This is a genomic window from Aureivirga marina, from assembly GCF_015767265.1.
Lineage (GTDB): Bacteria > Bacteroidota > Bacteroidia > Flavobacteriales > Flavobacteriaceae > Aureivirga > Aureivirga marina.
In genome coordinates this window covers 506,564-525,691 of the sequence record NZ_JADPIB010000002.1, presented here as the reverse complement: position 1 = coordinate 525,691, position 19,128 = coordinate 506,564, and the positions used below count along the sequence as shown (strand labels likewise).

The 19,128-nt window shown below is 27.5% G+C and carries 14 protein-coding genes; all 14 read left to right on the top strand.

Annotation, left to right across the window (positions count from 1 at the left end; translation table 11 throughout):
* The first annotated feature begins 1 nt into the window (after position 1).
* The 14 genes from I1A51_RS06585 to I1A51_RS06520 all read left to right on the top strand — a co-directional run bounded on the left by I1A51_RS06585 (position 2) and on the right by I1A51_RS06520 (position 19,098).
* On the top strand, positions 2 to 1,078 hold the full coding sequence (locus tag I1A51_RS06585; protein ID WP_196892272.1) for a hypothetical protein: 1,077 nt from the start codon (positions 2 to 4) through the stop codon (positions 1,076 to 1,078).
* Between the two features lie 3 nt (positions 1,079 to 1,081).
* Positions 1,082 to 5,704, top strand: a complete 4,623-nt coding sequence (locus I1A51_RS06580) for a LysM peptidoglycan-binding domain-containing protein (protein ID WP_196892270.1) — start codon at positions 1,082 to 1,084, stop codon at positions 5,702 to 5,704.
* A 2-nt stretch (positions 5,705 to 5,706) separates the two neighbouring features.
* Positions 5,707 to 7,305, top strand: coding sequence for an SH3 domain-containing protein (locus tag I1A51_RS06575; protein ID WP_196892268.1), 1,599 nt, complete (start codon positions 5,707 to 5,709; stop codon positions 7,303 to 7,305).
* Between the two features lie 426 nt (positions 7,306 to 7,731).
* Entirely contained in the window at positions 7,732 to 8,130 is a 399-nt protein-coding gene (gene tssD, locus I1A51_RS06570) for a type VI secretion system tube protein TssD (RefSeq protein ID WP_196892266.1), read from the top strand.
* Between the two features lie 114 nt (positions 8,131 to 8,244).
* On the top strand, positions 8,245 to 9,996 hold the full coding sequence (locus I1A51_RS06565) for a type VI secretion system Vgr family protein (RefSeq protein ID WP_196892264.1): 1,752 nt from the start codon (positions 8,245 to 8,247) through the stop codon (positions 9,994 to 9,996).
* Entirely contained in the window at positions 9,996 to 11,312 is a 1,317-nt protein-coding gene (locus I1A51_RS06560) for a tetratricopeptide repeat protein (RefSeq protein ID WP_196892262.1), read from the top strand. Before I1A51_RS06565 ends, I1A51_RS06560 begins: the two co-directional genes overlap by 1 nt.
* A gap of 12 nt (positions 11,313 to 11,324) precedes the next feature.
* On the top strand, positions 11,325 to 11,906 hold the full coding sequence (locus tag I1A51_RS06555; protein ID WP_196892261.1) for a hypothetical protein: 582 nt from the start codon (positions 11,325 to 11,327) through the stop codon (positions 11,904 to 11,906).
* 21 nt (positions 11,907 to 11,927) lie between these two features.
* Positions 11,928 to 15,389: an RHS repeat-associated core domain-containing protein gene (locus I1A51_RS06550; protein WP_196892259.1), complete on the top strand. Its 3,462-nt coding sequence runs from the start codon at positions 11,928 to 11,930 to the stop codon at positions 15,387 to 15,389.
* Between the two features lie 19 nt (positions 15,390 to 15,408).
* Positions 15,409 to 15,900, top strand: coding sequence for a hypothetical protein (locus tag I1A51_RS06545; protein WP_196892257.1), 492 nt, complete (start codon positions 15,409 to 15,411; stop codon positions 15,898 to 15,900).
* Positions 15,901 to 15,981: 81 nt separating this feature from the next.
* On the top strand, positions 15,982 to 16,458 hold the full coding sequence (locus tag I1A51_RS06540) for an RHS repeat-associated core domain-containing protein (protein WP_196892255.1): 477 nt from the start codon (positions 15,982 to 15,984) through the stop codon (positions 16,456 to 16,458).
* 8 nt (positions 16,459 to 16,466) lie between these two features.
* Positions 16,467 to 17,294: a hypothetical protein gene (locus I1A51_RS06535; protein WP_196892253.1), complete on the top strand. Its 828-nt coding sequence runs from the start codon at positions 16,467 to 16,469 to the stop codon at positions 17,292 to 17,294.
* Positions 17,295 to 17,373: 79 nt separating this feature from the next.
* The gene (locus tag I1A51_RS06530) at positions 17,374 to 17,826 is read left to right on the top strand and encodes a hypothetical protein (RefSeq protein WP_196892251.1); all 453 of its coding nucleotides are present in this window, start codon (positions 17,374 to 17,376) and stop codon (positions 17,824 to 17,826) included.
* A gap of 111 nt (positions 17,827 to 17,937) precedes the next feature.
* A complete protein-coding gene (locus I1A51_RS06525; protein ID WP_196892250.1) occupies positions 17,938 to 18,570 on the top strand; it encodes a hypothetical protein in 633 nt (210 codons plus the stop codon).
* A gap of 117 nt (positions 18,571 to 18,687) precedes the next feature.
* On the top strand, positions 18,688 to 19,098 hold the full coding sequence (locus I1A51_RS06520) for a hypothetical protein (RefSeq protein WP_196892248.1): 411 nt from the start codon (positions 18,688 to 18,690) through the stop codon (positions 19,096 to 19,098).
* Positions 19,099 to 19,128: the final 30 nt, after the last annotated feature.

Sequence of the window (19,128 nt, the reverse complement as noted above, 5' to 3'; positions counted from 1 at the left end):
TATGCTTTTAACATTATTATATCAAGGAGATATTTATCATGTTGAAAATGGAGATACTTTAGAAAGTTTAAGAAAGAGGTTTGGTTTTGAGAGTGTTAAAGATTTGTGTTTATACCATAATAGATATTGTCCGAATGGAAATCAGATAAGTGTGCTTCATAACTTAACTGAGCAAGAAGAATTGTATTTACCAAAATACGATATTAAAAAAGATCAAATTTATATTGCTAATATTTTAGAGCAAAAGAAAAAACCATCTTTTGGAGAAGAAATAATAAGGCAGCAAATTCAACTTAAAAAATTTGATGAAGAATTAATATTTAAAGCGACACAAAGAATAGAAATTACAAAAGAAGGAGAGGTAAGTGATTTTACAGTTGCTAAAAATTTAAAATTAAATTATATCACAGAAGATAAAAATGGACATATTTTATGTGTTGATATTGAAACATCTTCTGAATTTAAAAATAAAATGCTGGAAGTAGCTTCTTTATTTGAAATGGCTTTATTTCCAATTTTTATTAAAGTAGATTTTTTTGGTCATTATTTGGATATTTTACTTTTTGAAACTTGGAAAGAAGAATTTCAAAAAAGAACTGAAATTATTATAAAAACTTATGAAAGTCCATATTGTATGCGACTTTTAGAAGATATTAAAGCAAAAATAGAAAGCAAATTACTTTTTGAATCGTATTTAAAATCACATCCTATTTTACAAAATTTATTTTTCCCTATTTATCGAGATTTTTCTATAGAAAAAGAGACAAAATATTATTGGTATTTACAAAATATTGGAAGTTTTTTATCGAAAGGAGAAGTTCTTTTAAATAAAGAAAAAAAAGGGATTAACTACGAAACTGATTTAGATATTACTCCATTAAATCTAAAACAATTAAAATATCATTTACATAATTCAGATAAAGAATTAATCAATGAGCATACGCTGAAAGGAAATATAAATGTACAAACGAAACTAGCAAACAATCCAGTTTCTTTTTCTGAAAAAAACACTTATTTAAATATAAGTTGTGGAGAATTATTCAATTATTTCGAAAAAACTTCTTTAAAACTAGTATAAAAAATGGCAGATTGGAATTTTGAACATACTGTAAAGAGTGGAGAATCACAATATTCAGTTTCTAAAAAACATAATGTTAGTTCTCGTGAGCTTGCAAAAAAAAATAATTTAGGTTTAAAAGATCATTTACAGATTGGGCAAAAATTGATTGTTCCAAATTCTGGAGGAAACTGTTGTACACAAATTTTAGAAGAAGTTTCTGTAGAACCTGAAACAAATTCATTAATGGATAGGTTTTGGAATACAACATCAAAAAGTACTAATGTTGCAATTGATAATACGTTTGTTGCAAAACGATTTTATGAGTTTTCAACTTCAAAAACAAATGTTGTTGAAGAAACAGTGGATGCAAGTGTTGAAAAAGGAGGAAAAACTGGGTATTTGGTTTGTGATGGAGCAACTTTTTTCTGTAATCAATCCAATGCTGCAAATTCAAAAGGAAATGCAATTCCGCCAATTGCAATTACAAAAACAAAAAAAGTAGTTATTGCTGAAAGTAAATTAGTAATTACAAATAAAGAAGTTGATCAATCAAGTTTTAATTTTGGAAGTTGTAAACCGAAAAATAATGGACCTTGTGTTCCAAATATTGTTTGGGCTGATTTTTATGAGAATATTGATATTGAAAAAGCTGGACAAAAACCATTATTAAGTTGTTCTAAAGGAACTTGTAGTACAGGTGGAGGAACAGTTGAAATTGGAATGCATGGGCAAGGAAGCGAGGTGAGTGCAATTATGGAGGAAAGAACTGTTGGAAATCCAAATTTGTATATGGTAAATCCGATGTTGGATAAGAAAAAATTAAAAAATAACAAACCATATGTAGATCGAGTTTCAGCAAAATATGATAATGAAGAAGATATTTGTACAGAAGTAAAAGGAAAAGGAATCATAAAATTAGAAAAAAAGGAAAAAGGAAAGAAAATAACACTTACAGCAAAGGAAAGATATAATAAAAATCAAGATTTAATCCATTGGATGATTTATAAATTGAATGGTTCGAAATATGAGCAATATTTAAATTATTTGCATTATGGAGAAACATTTGTTTTAGATACTGAAAATTTACCTGAAGGAAAATATAGAATAGAACCGTATGGTAGAAGTAGTTCTTCAAGATTAAGTTCAACAAGTATTGAAATACATCATTTTAAAAATAAAATTGAAAAGTTAATTACTTTACATGGAGATAATGGTTTGAGTAATGTCTTGATGGAATTTGAAGCAAAATACTTGATTGATACTAAAGAATCTCATGTACTTTCTTGGGAAGTTGCAGAAATTACAGAAAAAGGAAGAACTGTTTTATTTAATAAAGAAAATAATCTTTTAGGTCAAATACTTACAATGTATGATAATTATGTAGCTAAAAAAGATCATTTTGAAGCAAGTGAAAATATATTAAAAGCAACTTTTTCAAATAAAGGAAATTATGAAATAACTGTTTTTGACAAAAAAAATCCTTTAAATAAACATACTAAGAAAGTAAAGATTGTTGATAATTTAAGTATAAAAAGTGTAATTGCTGATAGTGCGAATGTTTTACGAAAGACAGATTCAATTAAAGTTCGAGTAAATAAAAAATCTACCAATGTAAATGAACATTATGTTTCAGGGCAGGTTGCTTATTGGTATTTGCAAAAAGATGGTGTTGAAATTACAAAGTTTAAAGCTATAAGTTTAGATATTGAGAAAAAAATATCAGATTTAATTTCTGAAGCAAATATTTCGAACCCTTATGGTAAATATGTTTTGGAAGTTTATGGAAAAGCAAAAGAAGGTAAAAAACAGTTTAGGGGGGCTGATTGTTATATTTTCACAGTTGCAAAAAACTCTGTAACTAATGTTAGTGGAATATCTAAAAATATTCCAGTTGGAAGCTCTATTAAACCAACTGTTCAAACTGTTTTTTCTAAACTTTTGGAAAATGAAAAAGTAGTTTTTGAAGCAAAAGCAGAAGATATTTCAGCAGGAAATATAAAAATAAATGATGATGGATCAATTTCTGTTCTTAAAGTAGGAAAATATACATTGACTTCTTACTTAACAGGAGGAGATTCTGTTGATGAAACCAAGAAAAAAACATTTGAAATTAATTCGGTTCATATCGTTTTTGAAAAAGCTTTGTGGGCTTATAGTACAGGAAGAAAAAGGTGGCAGACTGGTTTTGAAGAATCGAGTTATGCTTTTATTGATTTAAAAGGAGTTAGTAAGTTAAGAGCAACAATAAATGTTTGGATTCAAGCACCAGGAAAAACTTTGAAAGAAATTATTTCTGATGAAGAAAAAAAATATTTTTTAGAGAAAAAACAAGCGATGTTTGATGATGAAGGGAAAGGACAAATAATGATAAATACTTCAAAGGAATACAATGAAAAAATAGAAAGTATTTATACAGATAAGACAAATTTAGAAGTTCCATTATTTTACACATTGTCTTTTGATACAAAAAATAGATCTATTGATTTAGCAGAGGAAAATAAAATTAAAGACACGAAAGGAAACTTATTACCAAGTGTAATTACGAAAGATAATATACAGCATTTTGTTGTTTTAGATACAAATGAAAGGTTGTTCATCACGAAACAAGAAAAAGTAAAAAGTGTTGTTTTTAGCGATGAGAGTAAATCGAATATTTCTTATGGAAGTACTTCAAGTGGAAAAACACACGCAATTTGGGTTCATACCACTGGAATGGTTGGAAAGGAAATCACAATTGTAATTTATGAAGAAGTCACTTGTAAAGAAAGTGCAGAAAGTTTTGATTCTTCCACAAATAAAATGGTGAAAGCTGTTGAAGTAAAACGAATTGAAAATAAGAAAATATCTAAAAAAGGAATTGTTGAAACAACATTTACTGTTCCAGAAATAGATGCTGATACAGATTATGTGGATTATACAGCTGTTGTCTATGAAAAAATCAAAAAAGATGATAAAGAAGTTTTAAAACAATTAGATAGTGGATATTCTGAGACTTTTGTGAAAAAATATATAGATCCAGAAGCAAAACAAATTGAAATTGAAATACCAACAGAATTATCTGAAAGTCCAATTGAGATTAAAGAAATGTTGAGTAAACAATTGGTTTGTCACACTAAATTACACGCTTTACCAATTGCTATTGAGCCAGAAAAAGTTCAAAAAGTTCCTGTATTAACTGAGGTTGCTGAAATTAAAAGAGGAAATACAAGTTGTAGTAATTGCGATTCTGAGATTAGTTTATCTCAATTAAAGAAATTATTTCCAAAAGCCAATAGTTCCGAATTGCAAGGAATTGTTAGTGCGTTTAATGAAAATTATATTGATTTTGGAATGAATTCTTGTTTAAATAAAGCTCATTTTTTTGCTCAAGTTATGGTAGAAGTTGGAACGACTTTAAAAATTAAAAATGAGAGTTTGAATTATTCTTCAACAAGATTAAAAGGATTTGAATATAGAGATGGAACTTGGGTGAAAGGAGATGTTGAAAAAAAATTAACAGGAAAATATACAGGAGGAGGAAAGAAATATAAAAGCCCATTTAGTTATTTTATAAAAAATAAAAGTAAAGTAGATGAACTAGGAAGAAAGGATTTAAATGCATTGGGTGATGGTGGAGTTCAAAGTGCAGATCAAGAAGGAATTGCAAACATAGTTTACGCAGATAAAAATAGAGGAAAAGGTTATAAATTAGGAAATACAGCTGAAGGAGATGGATGGAAATATAGAGGTCGTGGATTAATACAATTAACTGGGAAAAGTAATTATTCAAAAGTAAATAAATACACAAAAGAAATATTAGGATTAGATATATTAGAATCACCAGATCAAGTTGGACAACCACGTGGAGCAGCAATTTCTTCTATGGGATATTGGTATATGAAAGGTTTACATATTATTTCAAATTATTTAAATGATTCTAGAGAAGTAGATGGAGTCTCTATTTTGGTAGCAACTCATAAAGAATCTTATGTTAAAAGAAGAAAAGCTTTTGTAGAGTCTTCTAAAGTTTTTGAAACGGCAGGTTGTGAAATAGGAGCTCCAGTAATTGGAGAGATTGAGCGAGCTCCATGGATTGATGTTGCAGTAAATGAGGCGATAAAATCTAAAGGAAAAATGGAATCTGAAAATCCTTTAAAATATATGATTAGAGGATATCATTCTGATATAAATAATTTTACTTTTAGTCATAAAACGGCTTGGTGTTCTAGTTTTGTAAGTTGGTGTATCAATCAAACAAGTTATAAAAGTACTGAAAGTGCAGCTTCTCAATCTTATAGAAAATCTCCGATGGAAAAAATTGAAGGTGATAAATTGGTTTATGGAGCAATTGCTGTTTATACGAATTATAGTAATTCAGAAAAAGGACATGTTGGATTTTTAGTTGGAAAAACAAAAGATGGAAAATATTTAATTTTAGGAGGAAATCAAGGAGGTACAGGTAGTAATGGAACACAAAAAATTACTTGTATGGAAATGGGAGAAACAACAAAAACGAAAAAATTAGCTGGATTCTTTTTACCACCAGGATATAAATTAACAGATGCTGATTATTTAACAGATGAAGAATTGAAATATGCCTCATCTGAAGAAATTAGTAAGAAATTTAAAATTGGAGTTGGATCGAATTCAGATATGACAAATTAAGGATGATAAAATACAATTTACTTTTAACTATTTTAATGCTTTTTTTTATTAGTTGTAAAGAAAAAAAAGTAGAAACTAATGCAAAATCTGAAATAATTGATTCATTAAAACAAAAGAAAATAGGAATTCTTCAAAATGAAGAATATCAATATTTTTCTACAACAGAAATACCAAATAAAATAGATGAAAAACGATCAAAAATAAAAGTTGATGAAGATCCATTTTTGGGAGATATAATTCTTTTTGTAGAAAGTGATAAAGCAAATATTCGTTATCAACCAGATGTAAATTCAGAAATAATCGGTCAAGTTAATTCGGGAACTACTTTGGAATTATTGGCAGTCAAGAAAGCTGAAAAGCGTAATTGGTTATTTGTAAATGTTGATTTTTCAGAAATAGAATTTCCTACGAATAAAGAAGAAATTGCTAAAAAACCAGAAAAAATAGCTGTTTGGATAAGTAGTAACACGACTTCTCAAAATTATAATACAATGAATGAAAATGAAATTAAAAAAATAAAAAAACATCAAAAGTTACAAGAAAACTATGTTTCAGATGGTATTGCAGATGATTTAAAAGATGAAACCTATCAATTAAATTCTGAGGATTTTTCTATTATTTCTATGATTATAGCTGAAGGACTAAGAATGCAAGGATTTCAAAAAAAGGATTCTAATGAATTTAGATCTAATATTGAAAGTATTTTTGGTGAATTTAATCCGAATAAAGAAAACAACGATTTTTATTTGATAGATGACAAAAATGATGTTGCTTTTGTATTTGTTGATGCATTTCATGTTTATAACAAAGAAACAGATACATGGAATCCTTTGAAAAATACTGATGAATTGATTGATTATCATTATAATCAATTGACAAATTATTCTGAAAATGGAGCTTCCATGATTTCCTTTGATAAATCAATATTATTAGATAATTTTTTAATTTCAGATTTGATTACATTTAATGAGAAAGATTATAAAATTCATATTCCAAACAAAATTATAAATCGAAACTTATATTTTTTAAATAATAACAAATCAAGATTACCTTCATTGATTTCAGATGATTTCCAATTTTTACAGAATTTATTATTGAAATTTTCTTATGTAAAAGATTCAAAAATAACCAAAGCTGTCTTTGATACATGTTTAAGTGAAAATAAAGAAATGATTGGTGTAATTTGTTTTGGTTTAAAGAGTAAAAATAAAAATGTGCTTCCACAAGAAGAGTTTTTAAATTTTGTTGTTAAAAATGATTCTTTGAATGCGGATAAAAACAATCTTTATTTACCTTATTGTAAATCTTTATTAGCTTTTTTAAATAATTATATTCCTAAACATCCAGATGAATTTGAAGATGAAATGGAAAAATCTGAAATTATTTCTAAAACTTTGGAAACAATTTTAAAAACTGAAAATGAAAATTCTTTCAAAACTCATTTGATTTTTGAATATATAGAAGAGAATCCAAAAGAAGTAGAAATGATTAAAGAAAATGAATATTTTGGAAATGAATTATTGAAAGATTATATAAAAAATAAATACAAAGAACAATTAGAATATAATAAATTGATAGAAGAAGAAGGAATTACAAAATAATTTGAAATACTTTTTCTTTATACAGATTTAATTTTCTATAGAGGTAATTTACTGATTTGTAAAATAATATACAAAAACCATAAAAATGTTGAATTTGCATGGTTTTTTTATTGAATTTTGCTTAAAAACAATAGGTTTAAGTGTTAAAATAATATGTAAAATAGAAAAAATTAACTATTTAATTTTTTTAAATTTAAAATATTAACTATATTCGTTATGTTTTTATGACAATTTATAATCTTTATCTTTCTCAAAAAATAAAAGGTCATAGGCTATATTAAGAGAACATATATTTAAAATACTGCCTGATTCAGTTTACTTTATTCTTTTTGATAAGATGGTTTAATTCTCAAAAAAACAATGCTTCAATACTAGTCAAGGAGCGATTAAATCAATTATTATTCACTTTAAAAATTTAAAATTACTATGGGTTCATTTAGAGCATCATTAGAACTAGGAGGTAAAAATTTTGACGTTTTATACTCAAACTACGAATTCAGTAGAGATACTGATAAAAAAGGAAAACCAGCATCAGGAGTTTACGGAGGACGTATCACTGTAGAAATTGAATCAACAGCAGATACTTCAGTTTTAGAAGCAATGTTAAACAGTCAATTTAAAATGACTGAAGGGAAAGTAATCTATAAAAAGACAGATGAAGATTCAAAAATGAAAGAAATCATTTTCAAAAATGCTTACATCGTATATTATAGAGAAACTTTAGATGTATCAGGAGAAACACCGATGAAAATTAGAGTTACTTTCTCAGCAGAAGAAATGTCTGTTGGAAATGCTGCTATCGAAAACCGTTGGCCAGTAGCTTAATTTTTTATAAGAATTTATAGGAGTAAACGACCGTTTACTCCTAATTTTTTTGCTTGATTCTAAAGAATTAAGCTCTCTAAATAATATTATTAACTTTTTCAAATACATCCCCTATTGAAACCGATTATTAATCTCAGTATCGATGGGAAAAAGATTTCCCATTTTGAAGATATTATTTTAGAACAATCCATAAACGAACACCATTTTTTTCGAATTATATTAGATCTTGAAGTAGTAGAAACACAAGGTTCTCACACTTTAGATAAATCAAAAAACTGGCTTGGCTCTTCTGTTGTAATAGGCTTTGGAGAAAAAGAGTTTTTAGGAAAAGCTACAGAAGTTCGTCTTTCTCATGAATATGGTCATCATGGTCATATTGTTGTGAGTGGATTTTCAGATACAATTTTATTAGAAACGCATTCGCATAATCAATCTTGGTTAGGTTCACCATTAAAAAAAATAGTTGAAGATATTTCCGATTCAGTAGGTTTGACTGTCAAAGTTGATACGGATTATAGTTCTGCAATTGAATACCAATCACAATATAAAGAATCTCATTTTGATTTTTTAAAGCGAATGTCTGGAATTTATCAAGAAGGATTTTATTATGATGGTGTGAAATTGATTTTTGGAAAACCTCAAAAATCTTCAGCTGTAACTTTAGAATATGGAAAAGATGCTTCTAATATTGATATTTCAATTGAAGTAAAACATAATAATTTCCAAGAATATGGTTATAATGCTTTAGCAGATCAACAAAATATTTCTCCTTCATTAAATGCTCCTGAAGGATTAAATGAATTAGGACATAATGCTTTTACAGCAGCGAAAAAACTATTTGCTTTTCGTTCTCATAATATGACAGTTCCACCACTTCCGGACAAAAGTCAAATGGATGAAGTATTAGTTTCAAAACAAAATAAATTAGCATCGGATTTACATAGATTAACAGCCACAAGTACAAAACAAGGAATTGGAGTTGGATCAATTGTTAAAGTAAGTTCTGCTTTATTTAAAGAAAAAAACTTTGAAGAGAAAATACATGGTGAATATTTTGTTACAAAAATAAAACACCGAGCTACAGGTTCTGGACAGTATGAAAACCAACTTGAAGCTATTTCGTCTACAGTTAAAAAATTACCAGCATCGACTTTTCAAGAAGCAATTGCAGAAGCTCAAATTGCTACTGTTTTAAGCAATGAGGATCCAAAAAAGAAAGGACGTGTACAAGTTCAATTTCAATGGCAAACGGGAGAGATGAAAACTAGTTGGATTCGTGTGATGAGTCCTGATGCAGGAAAAAGTGATGAAGTTGGACAAAATCGTGGATATGTTTTTATTCCTGAAGCAGGCGATCAAGTAATGGTTGGGTTTAATTATAATGATCCTTCTAGACCTTTTGTAATGGGAAGTATGTTTACAGGTGTTACAGGAGCAGGAGGAAGTGATAAAAATAAGACTAAAAGTATTACAACTCGAAGTGGTGCAACAATTACTATTGATGATACAAATGGAAAGGGAAGTATTACTGTAAGTGATCCGAGTGGAAATAGTATAGTTTTAAATGGAGATGAAACAATTACCATTTCAGCTCCAAAAAGTTTGACATTAAACTCTAAAGATATCACTTTAAATGCAGAAAATTCTGTAACAATTAAAGGAGATAATAAGGTAGATGTAAATTCTAAAGAAGTTCAAGTCAAAGGTGAAACTACTGTTGGAATTTCAAGTGGTGCAAGTATGTCTGTTGAATCAAAAGCAAAAGAAGAAAAGCATGCAACTTATAAATTAGAAGCAAATGCAACTGTTGATATCAATGGTACAGCAATGACGAATATCAAAGGAGGAATTTTAAATTTAAATTAATGAAAACATTTAAAGATGAAAATCCTTTTACTTACAGAATATCACAAATGCAAGTTTTATGGAATAAGAAAGTAAGTAAAAATACGCAATGTATTCTTTGGGAATTAGATAGAGAGGAAGTTCGAATGGTCAAAGGTTTTTGTATGTTAGAAGCTTCTGACCAAGGGAAGATTCCAGATTTATTTATCAATTTTGATGTTCCGTTTGTCAATGCAGAAACTTTTGGAAATGATTTGACGAATGCTTGGATTTCTTTATGGAATGATGCAAATGCTCATGATGAAATTATAGATAAAAGTGTAATTCCAAATTGGGATTCTTCAAAATATGCAGAAAATCAGAAAGATGGAATTTGGAGATTTATTATGTGTATGGCTTCTTTTGCAATGGCAATTGATTCTAAAACAAAAATTGTATTAAATCTTTTTCCAAATGGTTTTATAGGTAATCCAAGTTTTAAAACATGGATTTATGCTTGTTTAGAAAAATTACCTTCTAATTTACGTATTGGAATCGTAGATTTAAAAGAACGTCCTTTGTTTTCTGATATTCCATCGCACATTGAAAAAGCAGTTTTAGTTCCAAATTTAAATATGGCAAAAGCTTATAAAGAAGCAATGGCTGCAGGAGATCAAAATGATCCAAATGTTGGAATTAATTTATGTATTATGGAAATGGCCGAAGCTACTTCTAAAAATAACCAAAAAGATATGGTTCATTGGGGAGATAAAGCTATTTCTATTGCAAAAAAAACGAAAGCAGTAGATACTTTAGCAACAGTTTATTTGGCTTATGGAAGTAATTGGTTTCAATTTAAAAAATTCCAAAGTGCATTGGAATGTTATAAAAAAATTGAAAAAATTATAGGAGATAAAGGTAATACAGATATTGTTTTAGGAGCAATTTTATTACAATCTTATCATTTCCAAGCAGCAACTTTATACACGATGAAATCTTTTAGAGAATCGTTAGAAATGTATGAAAAAACTGCCGAAGGTGCTTTACAGCAAAAAAATGATATGATTTATATTGAAGCATTGCGTTTTTCTGCTTTTATCAGTGAAAAATTAGGGCAAACAAAAGAAGCTGTTACTTATTTAACTAATGCTTTTGATTATGGAAAAAACTTAGATATAAGTTTACAACAATATTCTTCACTTCTTTTAATTTGTCAACGATTATACACATTTGCTATGGAAAATCAGGAAATTCAATTAAAAGAAGAAATTTCAGAATTCTGTATAAATATTTGGGGTGAAAATTGGAAAAATAACGATTGGTTAGAACAACAAACTCCACAATTATCTAACGCTTAAATTTTATAAAATATGTTATTAGCATCTAAACATTTAAATATGGTAACGGGTGTAGATGTGCATATGGTTACCATTCCACCTTCACCAGCTCCAGTTCCGATTCCACACCCATATATCGGAATTATTATGGACCCATTAGATTATATCCCTGTTGTAGGTACACAAGTGCACGTAAACAAACAAAAAAGAGCAAATGCAGGTACAATTAGTACGCTTGGAACAATGGCTCATATTCCTTTAGGAGCAGGGTTTCACCCATCAACAGCTCCAATGATTGCTCATGAAGGAATTCATTTTTTTGGAAGTATGACTGTTAAAACAGATGGTTCTTATACAAGTGTTTCAACTTTTAATATGATGACTTGTAGTTGTATTGGAATGCCTTTGGGTGGAGCAGAAAAATATTTACCAACATCTGTTTCTTTACCAATGGCTGGAGGAATGCCTGTTTTTGTTGGTGGTCCACAAGTTCCCGATGTAGCAGGAGTTTTAATGAGTCTTCTTTCACAATGTGGTTTGAAGTTTTTATTAAAAAAGGCTGGAAAACTATTCAAGAAATTAAAAAAGAAAAAACGCCTTGGGTGTAATTGCTAAACTTCCTTTAAAAATATTCATATGATTAATTTAGTAACTGGAGAATTTGTATTGCATGAAGAAGATATTTTTTACGATGGTCCAATTCCTTTTCGTTGGACACGCAATATATTTTCCTTTGTAGAGAGGGAAGACACTTACCACAAACATTGGCATTTTAATTACGATCAATATGTAGAGATTGATGAAGCTTTAGATAGTTTTTTCTGGCAAAATGATAATGGAAATATTTTAGAAATGCCTTATTTGAGTCTAGGAGACGAGGCTGTTTTAAATGAAGATAAAATTATTTATCGCCATACTAAAGATGGTATTGAAATAGAAGATTACAATGCGAATTTAACGTATCATTACAAGGAAAAAGTAAGTTTATTTTCTCCAACAAATAGACGTCGATTTTTGCTAAGTAAAATCTCACGTTTGCGTTTTGAAATTGTTTTTTCTTATAATCAAGAAGGAAAATTAGAAAAGATAATTGATAGCACGCAGCGAGAATTTTTCGTGACTTATTATGCCAACGGATTGCTGAAATCTGTGTTTACTTTTAATCATTATTATAATAAAGAAAAAGATCTTGTTCGCTATAAATATTCAGAAGACAAAAAGCTTTTAAAAGGAATTGATTCAATCGGACAAGAAACGCAATATGGATATGATGGTGCTTTATTAATTGAAAAAATAAATGCCAATGGCGCAAAACAATTTTGGAAATATGAAGAAAAATCAGAAGAGCCAAAATGTATTGAGCGTGGATATGATACAAAAGTTTTAAACGAAAAATTCACTTTTGCAAAAGGAAAAACGATTGTAACGGATGCTTTAGGAGCAAAAACTGTGCATACAATTTCAGATGGTCAGATTATTCAAACGACAGATGCTTTAGGGAATTCAGAATCGTGGGAATTTAATATTGATAATGAAATTATTCGTTATACCGATAAGATGGGATTACATACTTATTATGGGTATGACGACTATGGAAATCAAACTTCGATTCGCTTGCCAAATGGCGCAACTAGTCAGTTTATTTATGAGAATAATCGTTTGACGATGGCTAAAAATCCGAATGATGCAGTTTGGATTTGGGAATATGACGAGAGAGGTTTATTGACTTCGAAAATTGGACCAGATGGAGATGTAAGTAATTTTAAATATAAGGATGATTTATTGATTAAAATTGTGGAATCCAACGGCTCTGAGATTGATTTATCTTATGATAAAAGAGGTCGTGTTGAGAAAATGACGATGGAAAATGGTCGAGAAGTTGCATGGAAATACAATAAAAATGGACAAGTAGAGCAGGTTGCGGACAGTAAGATAAAATCCTTTTTTCAGTATGATGATTTAGGACGTGTAAAGACTGTGGACACTGAAGATGGAAATCATGTAGATTTTGAATATGATGCGATGGACAATATTGTCAAAGCAAAAGATAAATATCATGATGTTGCATTTTCTTATAGTCCGACAGGAAGAATGCTAAGTCGCTCGGAAAATAATACAGAGATTCAATTTTTGTATGATAAAAATGATCAATTACTTTCGATTACAAATGAACATAAAAATATTTATCACTTCAAAAGAGATGAATTAGGGAATTTAATTGAAGAAAGTGGATATGATGGATTAAAACGAGAATATCGCCGAAATGCAGGAGGAAATGTAGAAAAAGTGATTACTCCTGATCATAAAATTACAAATTACACTTATGATACTTTAGGAAATATCAGCAAGATAATTCATGATGATAAGAGTGAGGAATTATTCACTTATGATAAAAATGGATTGTTGATAGAAGCGGCAAATATTCATGGAAATGTTCGTTTGGAGCGAGATGCATTAGGTCGCGTTTTAAAGGAATATCAAAATGATATTTGTATTGAAAGTACCTATGACAGGCAAGGTCAGCGAACAAATATTACTTCGAGTTTGGGAGCAAATATTGAAGTTACGCGTGACAAACAAGGAGATATTATTCACACAAGTGCTACTCAACAAGAAAGCAAATGGGAAGTAGGATATTTAAGAAATGAATTAGGATTAGAATTAGAGAGAACCTTGCCAGGAGGATTACGCTCACAGTGGTTGTATGATAGTTCAGGACGTCCGCAAAGACATAGTGTGAGTGTTCATGAGAAGATGTCTATCAAAAAATCGTATCACTGGGATGTTAATAACCGATTGACAGCGATAATTGATGAATTGCAAAACAAAGAAGTTTTATTTCATCATGATGCATTTGGGAATTTGGCTTATGGAACTTATGATAGATTTAAACAAATTTATAAGCTACCAGATGAAGTGGGTAATTTGTTTAAAACTCCAGAAAAGAAGGATAGAAAATATGGAGAAGCAGGGCAGCTTTTAAAAGATGAGAAATTCAAGTATAAATATGATGCGATAGGAAATTTAATAGAGAAATCGAATCTATTTGAGAAGTGGAAATATCATTGGAATCAAAAGGGAATGCTTGGAGAAGTTGTTCGTCCTGATGGAGCAAAAGTTAGTTTTACATACGATGCTTTAGGAAGAAGATTGACCAAAACTTTTGGAGAAGAAACTACATATTTTGTTTGGAATGGAGATGTTCCGATTCATCAATGGACTTGTAAAACAGAGGAAACTACAAGGAGTATTAATGAAAATGGAGAATTACAACAAGAGATTCCAAAAGATTTGATTACTTGGGTTTTTGAGGAAGGAACATTTGTACCGATTGCGAAGCTTCAAAATGAGCAAAGTTATTCGATTATCACAGATTACTTAGGAACACCGACTGCTGCTTACGATAAAAACGGTCAAAAAGTATGGTCATGTGAATTGGATATTTATGGGAAAGTGCGTAGTATTGAAGGGAAACGTTCTTTTATTCCATTTCGATATCAAGGACAATATCATGATTATGAAACAGGCTTGTATTACAATCGTTTTCGCTATTATTGTACAGAAATAGGAACGTTTATTTCTCAGGATCCGATTAGACTTGCTGGAAATAATCCAAATATTTATGGTTATACAAAAGATAATAATATATATATTGATCAATTTGGATTGAAAATTGCCTCATTTGAAGATTTTCAGAAAGCTTTTAAAGATACTTTTGTTGATAGTAATCACATGAAATGGAATAATCCTAAGTCTAATTCTCTTGATATGCAAGAAGGTTGGAAATGGTATAATGAAGCATATAATACTAGTAAAACACCTGTTATTGGAAATATTAAAGATACAGCTAAATACAAAAAAATGCCTGGTTATCATGTTTTACAATCAGGAAGGTGGAGCCCAGGAGTAAATAAGGCATGGATGCAAGGATTAATAGATAGTAAGGCAACATTTAAATTGGTTTCTGATAAAACATTAGATAATTTATGGAATAAAAAATTAAATATTCCTTCAGTTTATGCTGATGAATTAGAAATGTTAGATAAAGCTGGTTATAAAGAAAAGAATGGAAAAATGATACCTCCCTCATGTAAGTAAAGTTATTAATTAAATGTAAATGGAAATTATAATAGAAAAAATTTTAGAAATTGATAAAGAATTAATTTTAATATCTCAAGATTCACCAGAGATAAATATTAAAGAAGTTGATTGGAAAAATAAATTAAAAAAGAGAGCTCAAGAAGAAAATAATAAAAAAATAGATATTATTGAGCCTCTACAAGAAGAGTTATTAGATTCTTTTTTGAATTTAAAGATTAATGAAAGAATTGCTATTTGGAATGCAATTTCAAATACAGAAAAATTTAGATTTGATTTTATAATGAGTAAAAGAAACTACAATTTTAAAAAAGAATTATTATTAGAAATAATTATGAATTTAGAGCCTGACTATAGAGATGCCATGCTAAGATTAAATTCTCTAATTAAAAATTGTGACAAAAAAAAAATAAATATTATTGAAGAATTAATCCCATTTTCTGATAAAAGAAAAAATGGAAATGATAAATCTATGAGTGATTTATTAAAATTAATAATAAAGAATAATTAAAAAATATTTAAAAAAGTTCAATTTTTATATTGAACTTTTTTATTATAATATCAAAGGCAATATCATGATCATGAAACAGGCTTGTATTACAATCGTTTTCGCTATTATTGTACAGATATAGGAACGTTTATTTCTCAGGATCCGATTGGGCTTGCTGGAGGAATGCCTAATATGTATTCTTATGTAGAAGATTTAAATAATAATATTGATCCTTTAGGATTAATAAACTTTAGAAATTTAACAGATAACGAACTTATAGATAAAATAGGAGAAGTTGCATATAGAAATAAACGTAATTTTGGAAGTAGAGGATTTCATGGTGTAATTCATCGAATTAGAGAGCAAATAACTGGTGCAATGAGACCACCGAGTCAAGGTTGGCGAACTCATGAAGGAGAAATTAAATCAGCATTAAAAAATTTACGTGAAGGATTAGATCAAGCTAGAATTAGAGGTATTATGGATAAGGTTTTAGAAAAATATCCAAATATAAATAAAGTAGCTAATTTGTCTCCTCCAAAAGGGTCAGATACAAAAGTTCCAAAAATTTGTCAATAGAGAAAAAAATGATTGATATAAAAATGAAATTATATGAAACAGATAAGGAAATTTTTTCTGAATTTTTGAGAAAAAATAATAAAGATTATCATGATTTAATTTTATATAATTTTGCGACAGACTTAAAATATTCAGAAGAAATTCAAAAAGATTTATTTCAATATATTAAACCATTTTATTTAAGGAATATTATTGAAATGCAGTCTAAAAACGGTAATAAAAATTCTAAATTAATAGGAAATGAATTTAATGATGCACTTTTTATTAATAAAAATGCTATAATTAAAGTTATTGGAATAGAATGTTACAATAAATTGTTACATGAATTTTTAAAAATATTGATTAAGAAAATAAACAATAATAAAAACCTAGAATGGGTTAGTTTATTTAATACTTTTATTGCTCTTAATAATACTATTGAATTAAATAGAGAATCATTTTGGAATTATTTAAATATTGAAGGGAAATATTCAATGTTTTTGTTTTTTTCGGTTTTTTTATTTTCTGAAAAAGAAAATCTTTTTTATAAAGAAACTAAAATGTGTTATGAATCAACTCTTTTTTATGAATTTCAGTCTAATAGTTCTTGTTTTTATTGGAGGGAAGTTAACATGAAAATTTTTAATAATTTTCTTGAATATACTTTTTTTAAAAAACTATATATTGAACTTGAAAGTTATATTGATTTAAGGTTGAATAAGGTTGATATGGAATTGTTTTTTTTTACTATGAATGAAGATTTTAATATTCAAAAATTTAATTTTAGAAAAAAGAAATTTTTAGGAGATATGATGAATATTAATAGATCAAATTTTTGGTTTGATTATATGAGTTAACAATTAATAATAAGCTAAAGAATAACTTAAAGCTAATAAAATTAAGCAATAAATATTCAATTTAATATTTTTCAAAACCATGAAAATATTAATACCTGAAGAAGTAAATTTTGAAATTTCAACAACAGATTTATTAGTTAAATACACAGAACGAAATAAAACGGAGATATTATTAGATGTTTTAAGTTTTAAAAATTATTTAAAAAATGATTCATATAATACTATTAAAATTGAATTTGAAATTGTAGCTGAAATTAATTGTATTTCTCTAAATTTTTTTGAAAAATATGATGAAAATGAATTTGAAATTTTTAAAATAAATGAAGGATTAACTGATTTGGAATTTTGGAAAGAAAATAATTATCATCCTGATTCGGGATTTTACCAAGTTGATAATTCAAAAAAACTTGAAAAAAATAATAAGATATATGATCCATTAAATAGATTGAAATTAAAACATTTTCTTATTGTAGGAGCTGATAGTTATATTGAAATTATAGCTTCAAAATATAATATATTGAAAATAGAATAAATTAATGATAATAAAAACCCAGTTCTAAATTGGGTTTTTCTTTTTTAAGGAAATAATTTTTATTTCTTTTCGATTTTATTATACAGATTTCAATCAAAAATAATTGAACTAATGAATAACAAAGATTTTAGAAAATTAAAAATTAATGAATGTTGGCATGTTGCTGTTAATAGAATGATTGAAGATGATTATTTGGAAGATATTTTAATTTTTAATGGAATTAATCAAAAAACAAAAGAAGTAGTAGATGTGTATTTTACTGATGAAAATATTGGATACACATTATATTATTCAAAAGACAAAATTGAAAACGGAATATGGAATAGAGATATTTTTGATCGGATTCCTGATGTTGAAAAAAGTGATAAAAATCTAGAAGTTATTAATAGAGATTTAGAAAAAATTTTAAATCCAGATGCAAAAGATTTAGTTTCTTTAAAAATTCATGCTGGATGGACAATTTGTAAAAATAGTTTATTGAATAACTTAGAAAAGTTTACAGATTTTGAACAAATTTTATTCATAACGAAAAATAAATTTTTTATCAATGTACATTTTGATAAAAATAATCCTAAACCATATTATTTTTGTTGTGGAAAAAATAAATATAATTTTGAAGGAATAAATTATGTTTCAAATGATTATGTTAAGAAAAAAGAATTTCAACTTAATGATTTGAATGAAGTTATCGAGCTAATTGAGTTATTTATGATAAATCCAGAAGAGAATATTGATAAAAAGTGATATAAAAAAGAAATCTTATAATTAGGAATACCTTTTTATTAGAACTAATTATTAAAAAAATAGATAAGCTCAATTTTAATTGGGCTTTTTTTATAAATAAAACTGTAGAAAATTGTTATGAAATTTATTCTTAAAGAGATTTTAAAAATAGATAAAGAATTAATTTTAGTTTCAAATAAATTGCCCGAAATTAATATTAACAAAGAGGGTTGGAAAGAGAAATTAAAACTAAATGTTGAAGAAGAAAAACAGGATAAAATAAAAATTGTTAAATCATTACAGATGTTATTATTGGATTCATTTGAAAATTTTAATTTAGAAGAAAGAATTCAAATTTGGGAAGCAATTTCAAAAACAAAGAAACTTAGATTTGATTTTTTAATTCATAAAGAAGAATTATTACTTGAAATCATAATGAATTTAGAACCTGATCCAAGAGATGCGATGATTCGTTTGAATTTCATGTTGGAAAAATTAGATAATTCTAAAATTTCTATAGTAAAAAACATTTTAAAAATTTTCAGATAGTAGAAAGAAATATTCATTTATTACAATGAG

What these genes read in the sequence shown, in the direction of transcription:
- I1A51_RS06535 (WP_196892253.1), top strand. Translation starts at nt 16,467, where the DNA reads ATGATTGATATAAAAATGAAATTATATGAAACAGATAAGGAAATTTTT.
- I1A51_RS06530 (WP_196892251.1), top strand. Translation starts at nt 17,374, where the DNA reads ATGAAAATATTAATACCTGAAGAAGTAAATTTTGAAATTTCAACAACA.
- tssD (WP_196892266.1), top strand. Translation starts at nt 7,732, where the DNA reads ATGGGTTCATTTAGAGCATCATTAGAACTAGGAGGTAAAAATTTTGAC.
- I1A51_RS06560 (WP_196892262.1), top strand. Translation starts at nt 9,996, where the DNA reads ATGAAAACATTTAAAGATGAAAATCCTTTTACTTACAGAATATCACAA.
- I1A51_RS06585 (WP_196892272.1), top strand. Translation starts at nt 2, where the DNA reads ATGCTTTTAACATTATTATATCAAGGAGATATTTATCATGTTGAAAAT.
- I1A51_RS06545 (WP_196892257.1), top strand. Translation starts at nt 15,409, where the DNA reads ATGGAAATTATAATAGAAAAAATTTTAGAAATTGATAAAGAATTAATT.
- I1A51_RS06520 (WP_196892248.1), top strand. Translation starts at nt 18,688, where the DNA reads ATGAAATTTATTCTTAAAGAGATTTTAAAAATAGATAAAGAATTAATT.
- I1A51_RS06575 (WP_196892268.1), top strand. Translation starts at nt 5,707, where the DNA reads ATGATAAAATACAATTTACTTTTAACTATTTTAATGCTTTTTTTTATT.
- I1A51_RS06550 (WP_196892259.1), top strand. Translation starts at nt 11,928, where the DNA reads ATGATTAATTTAGTAACTGGAGAATTTGTATTGCATGAAGAAGATATT.
- I1A51_RS06580 (WP_196892270.1), top strand. Translation starts at nt 1,082, where the DNA reads ATGGCAGATTGGAATTTTGAACATACTGTAAAGAGTGGAGAATCACAA.
- I1A51_RS06525 (WP_196892250.1), top strand. Translation starts at nt 17,938, where the DNA reads ATGAATAACAAAGATTTTAGAAAATTAAAAATTAATGAATGTTGGCAT.
- I1A51_RS06555 (WP_196892261.1), top strand. Translation starts at nt 11,325, where the DNA reads ATGTTATTAGCATCTAAACATTTAAATATGGTAACGGGTGTAGATGTG.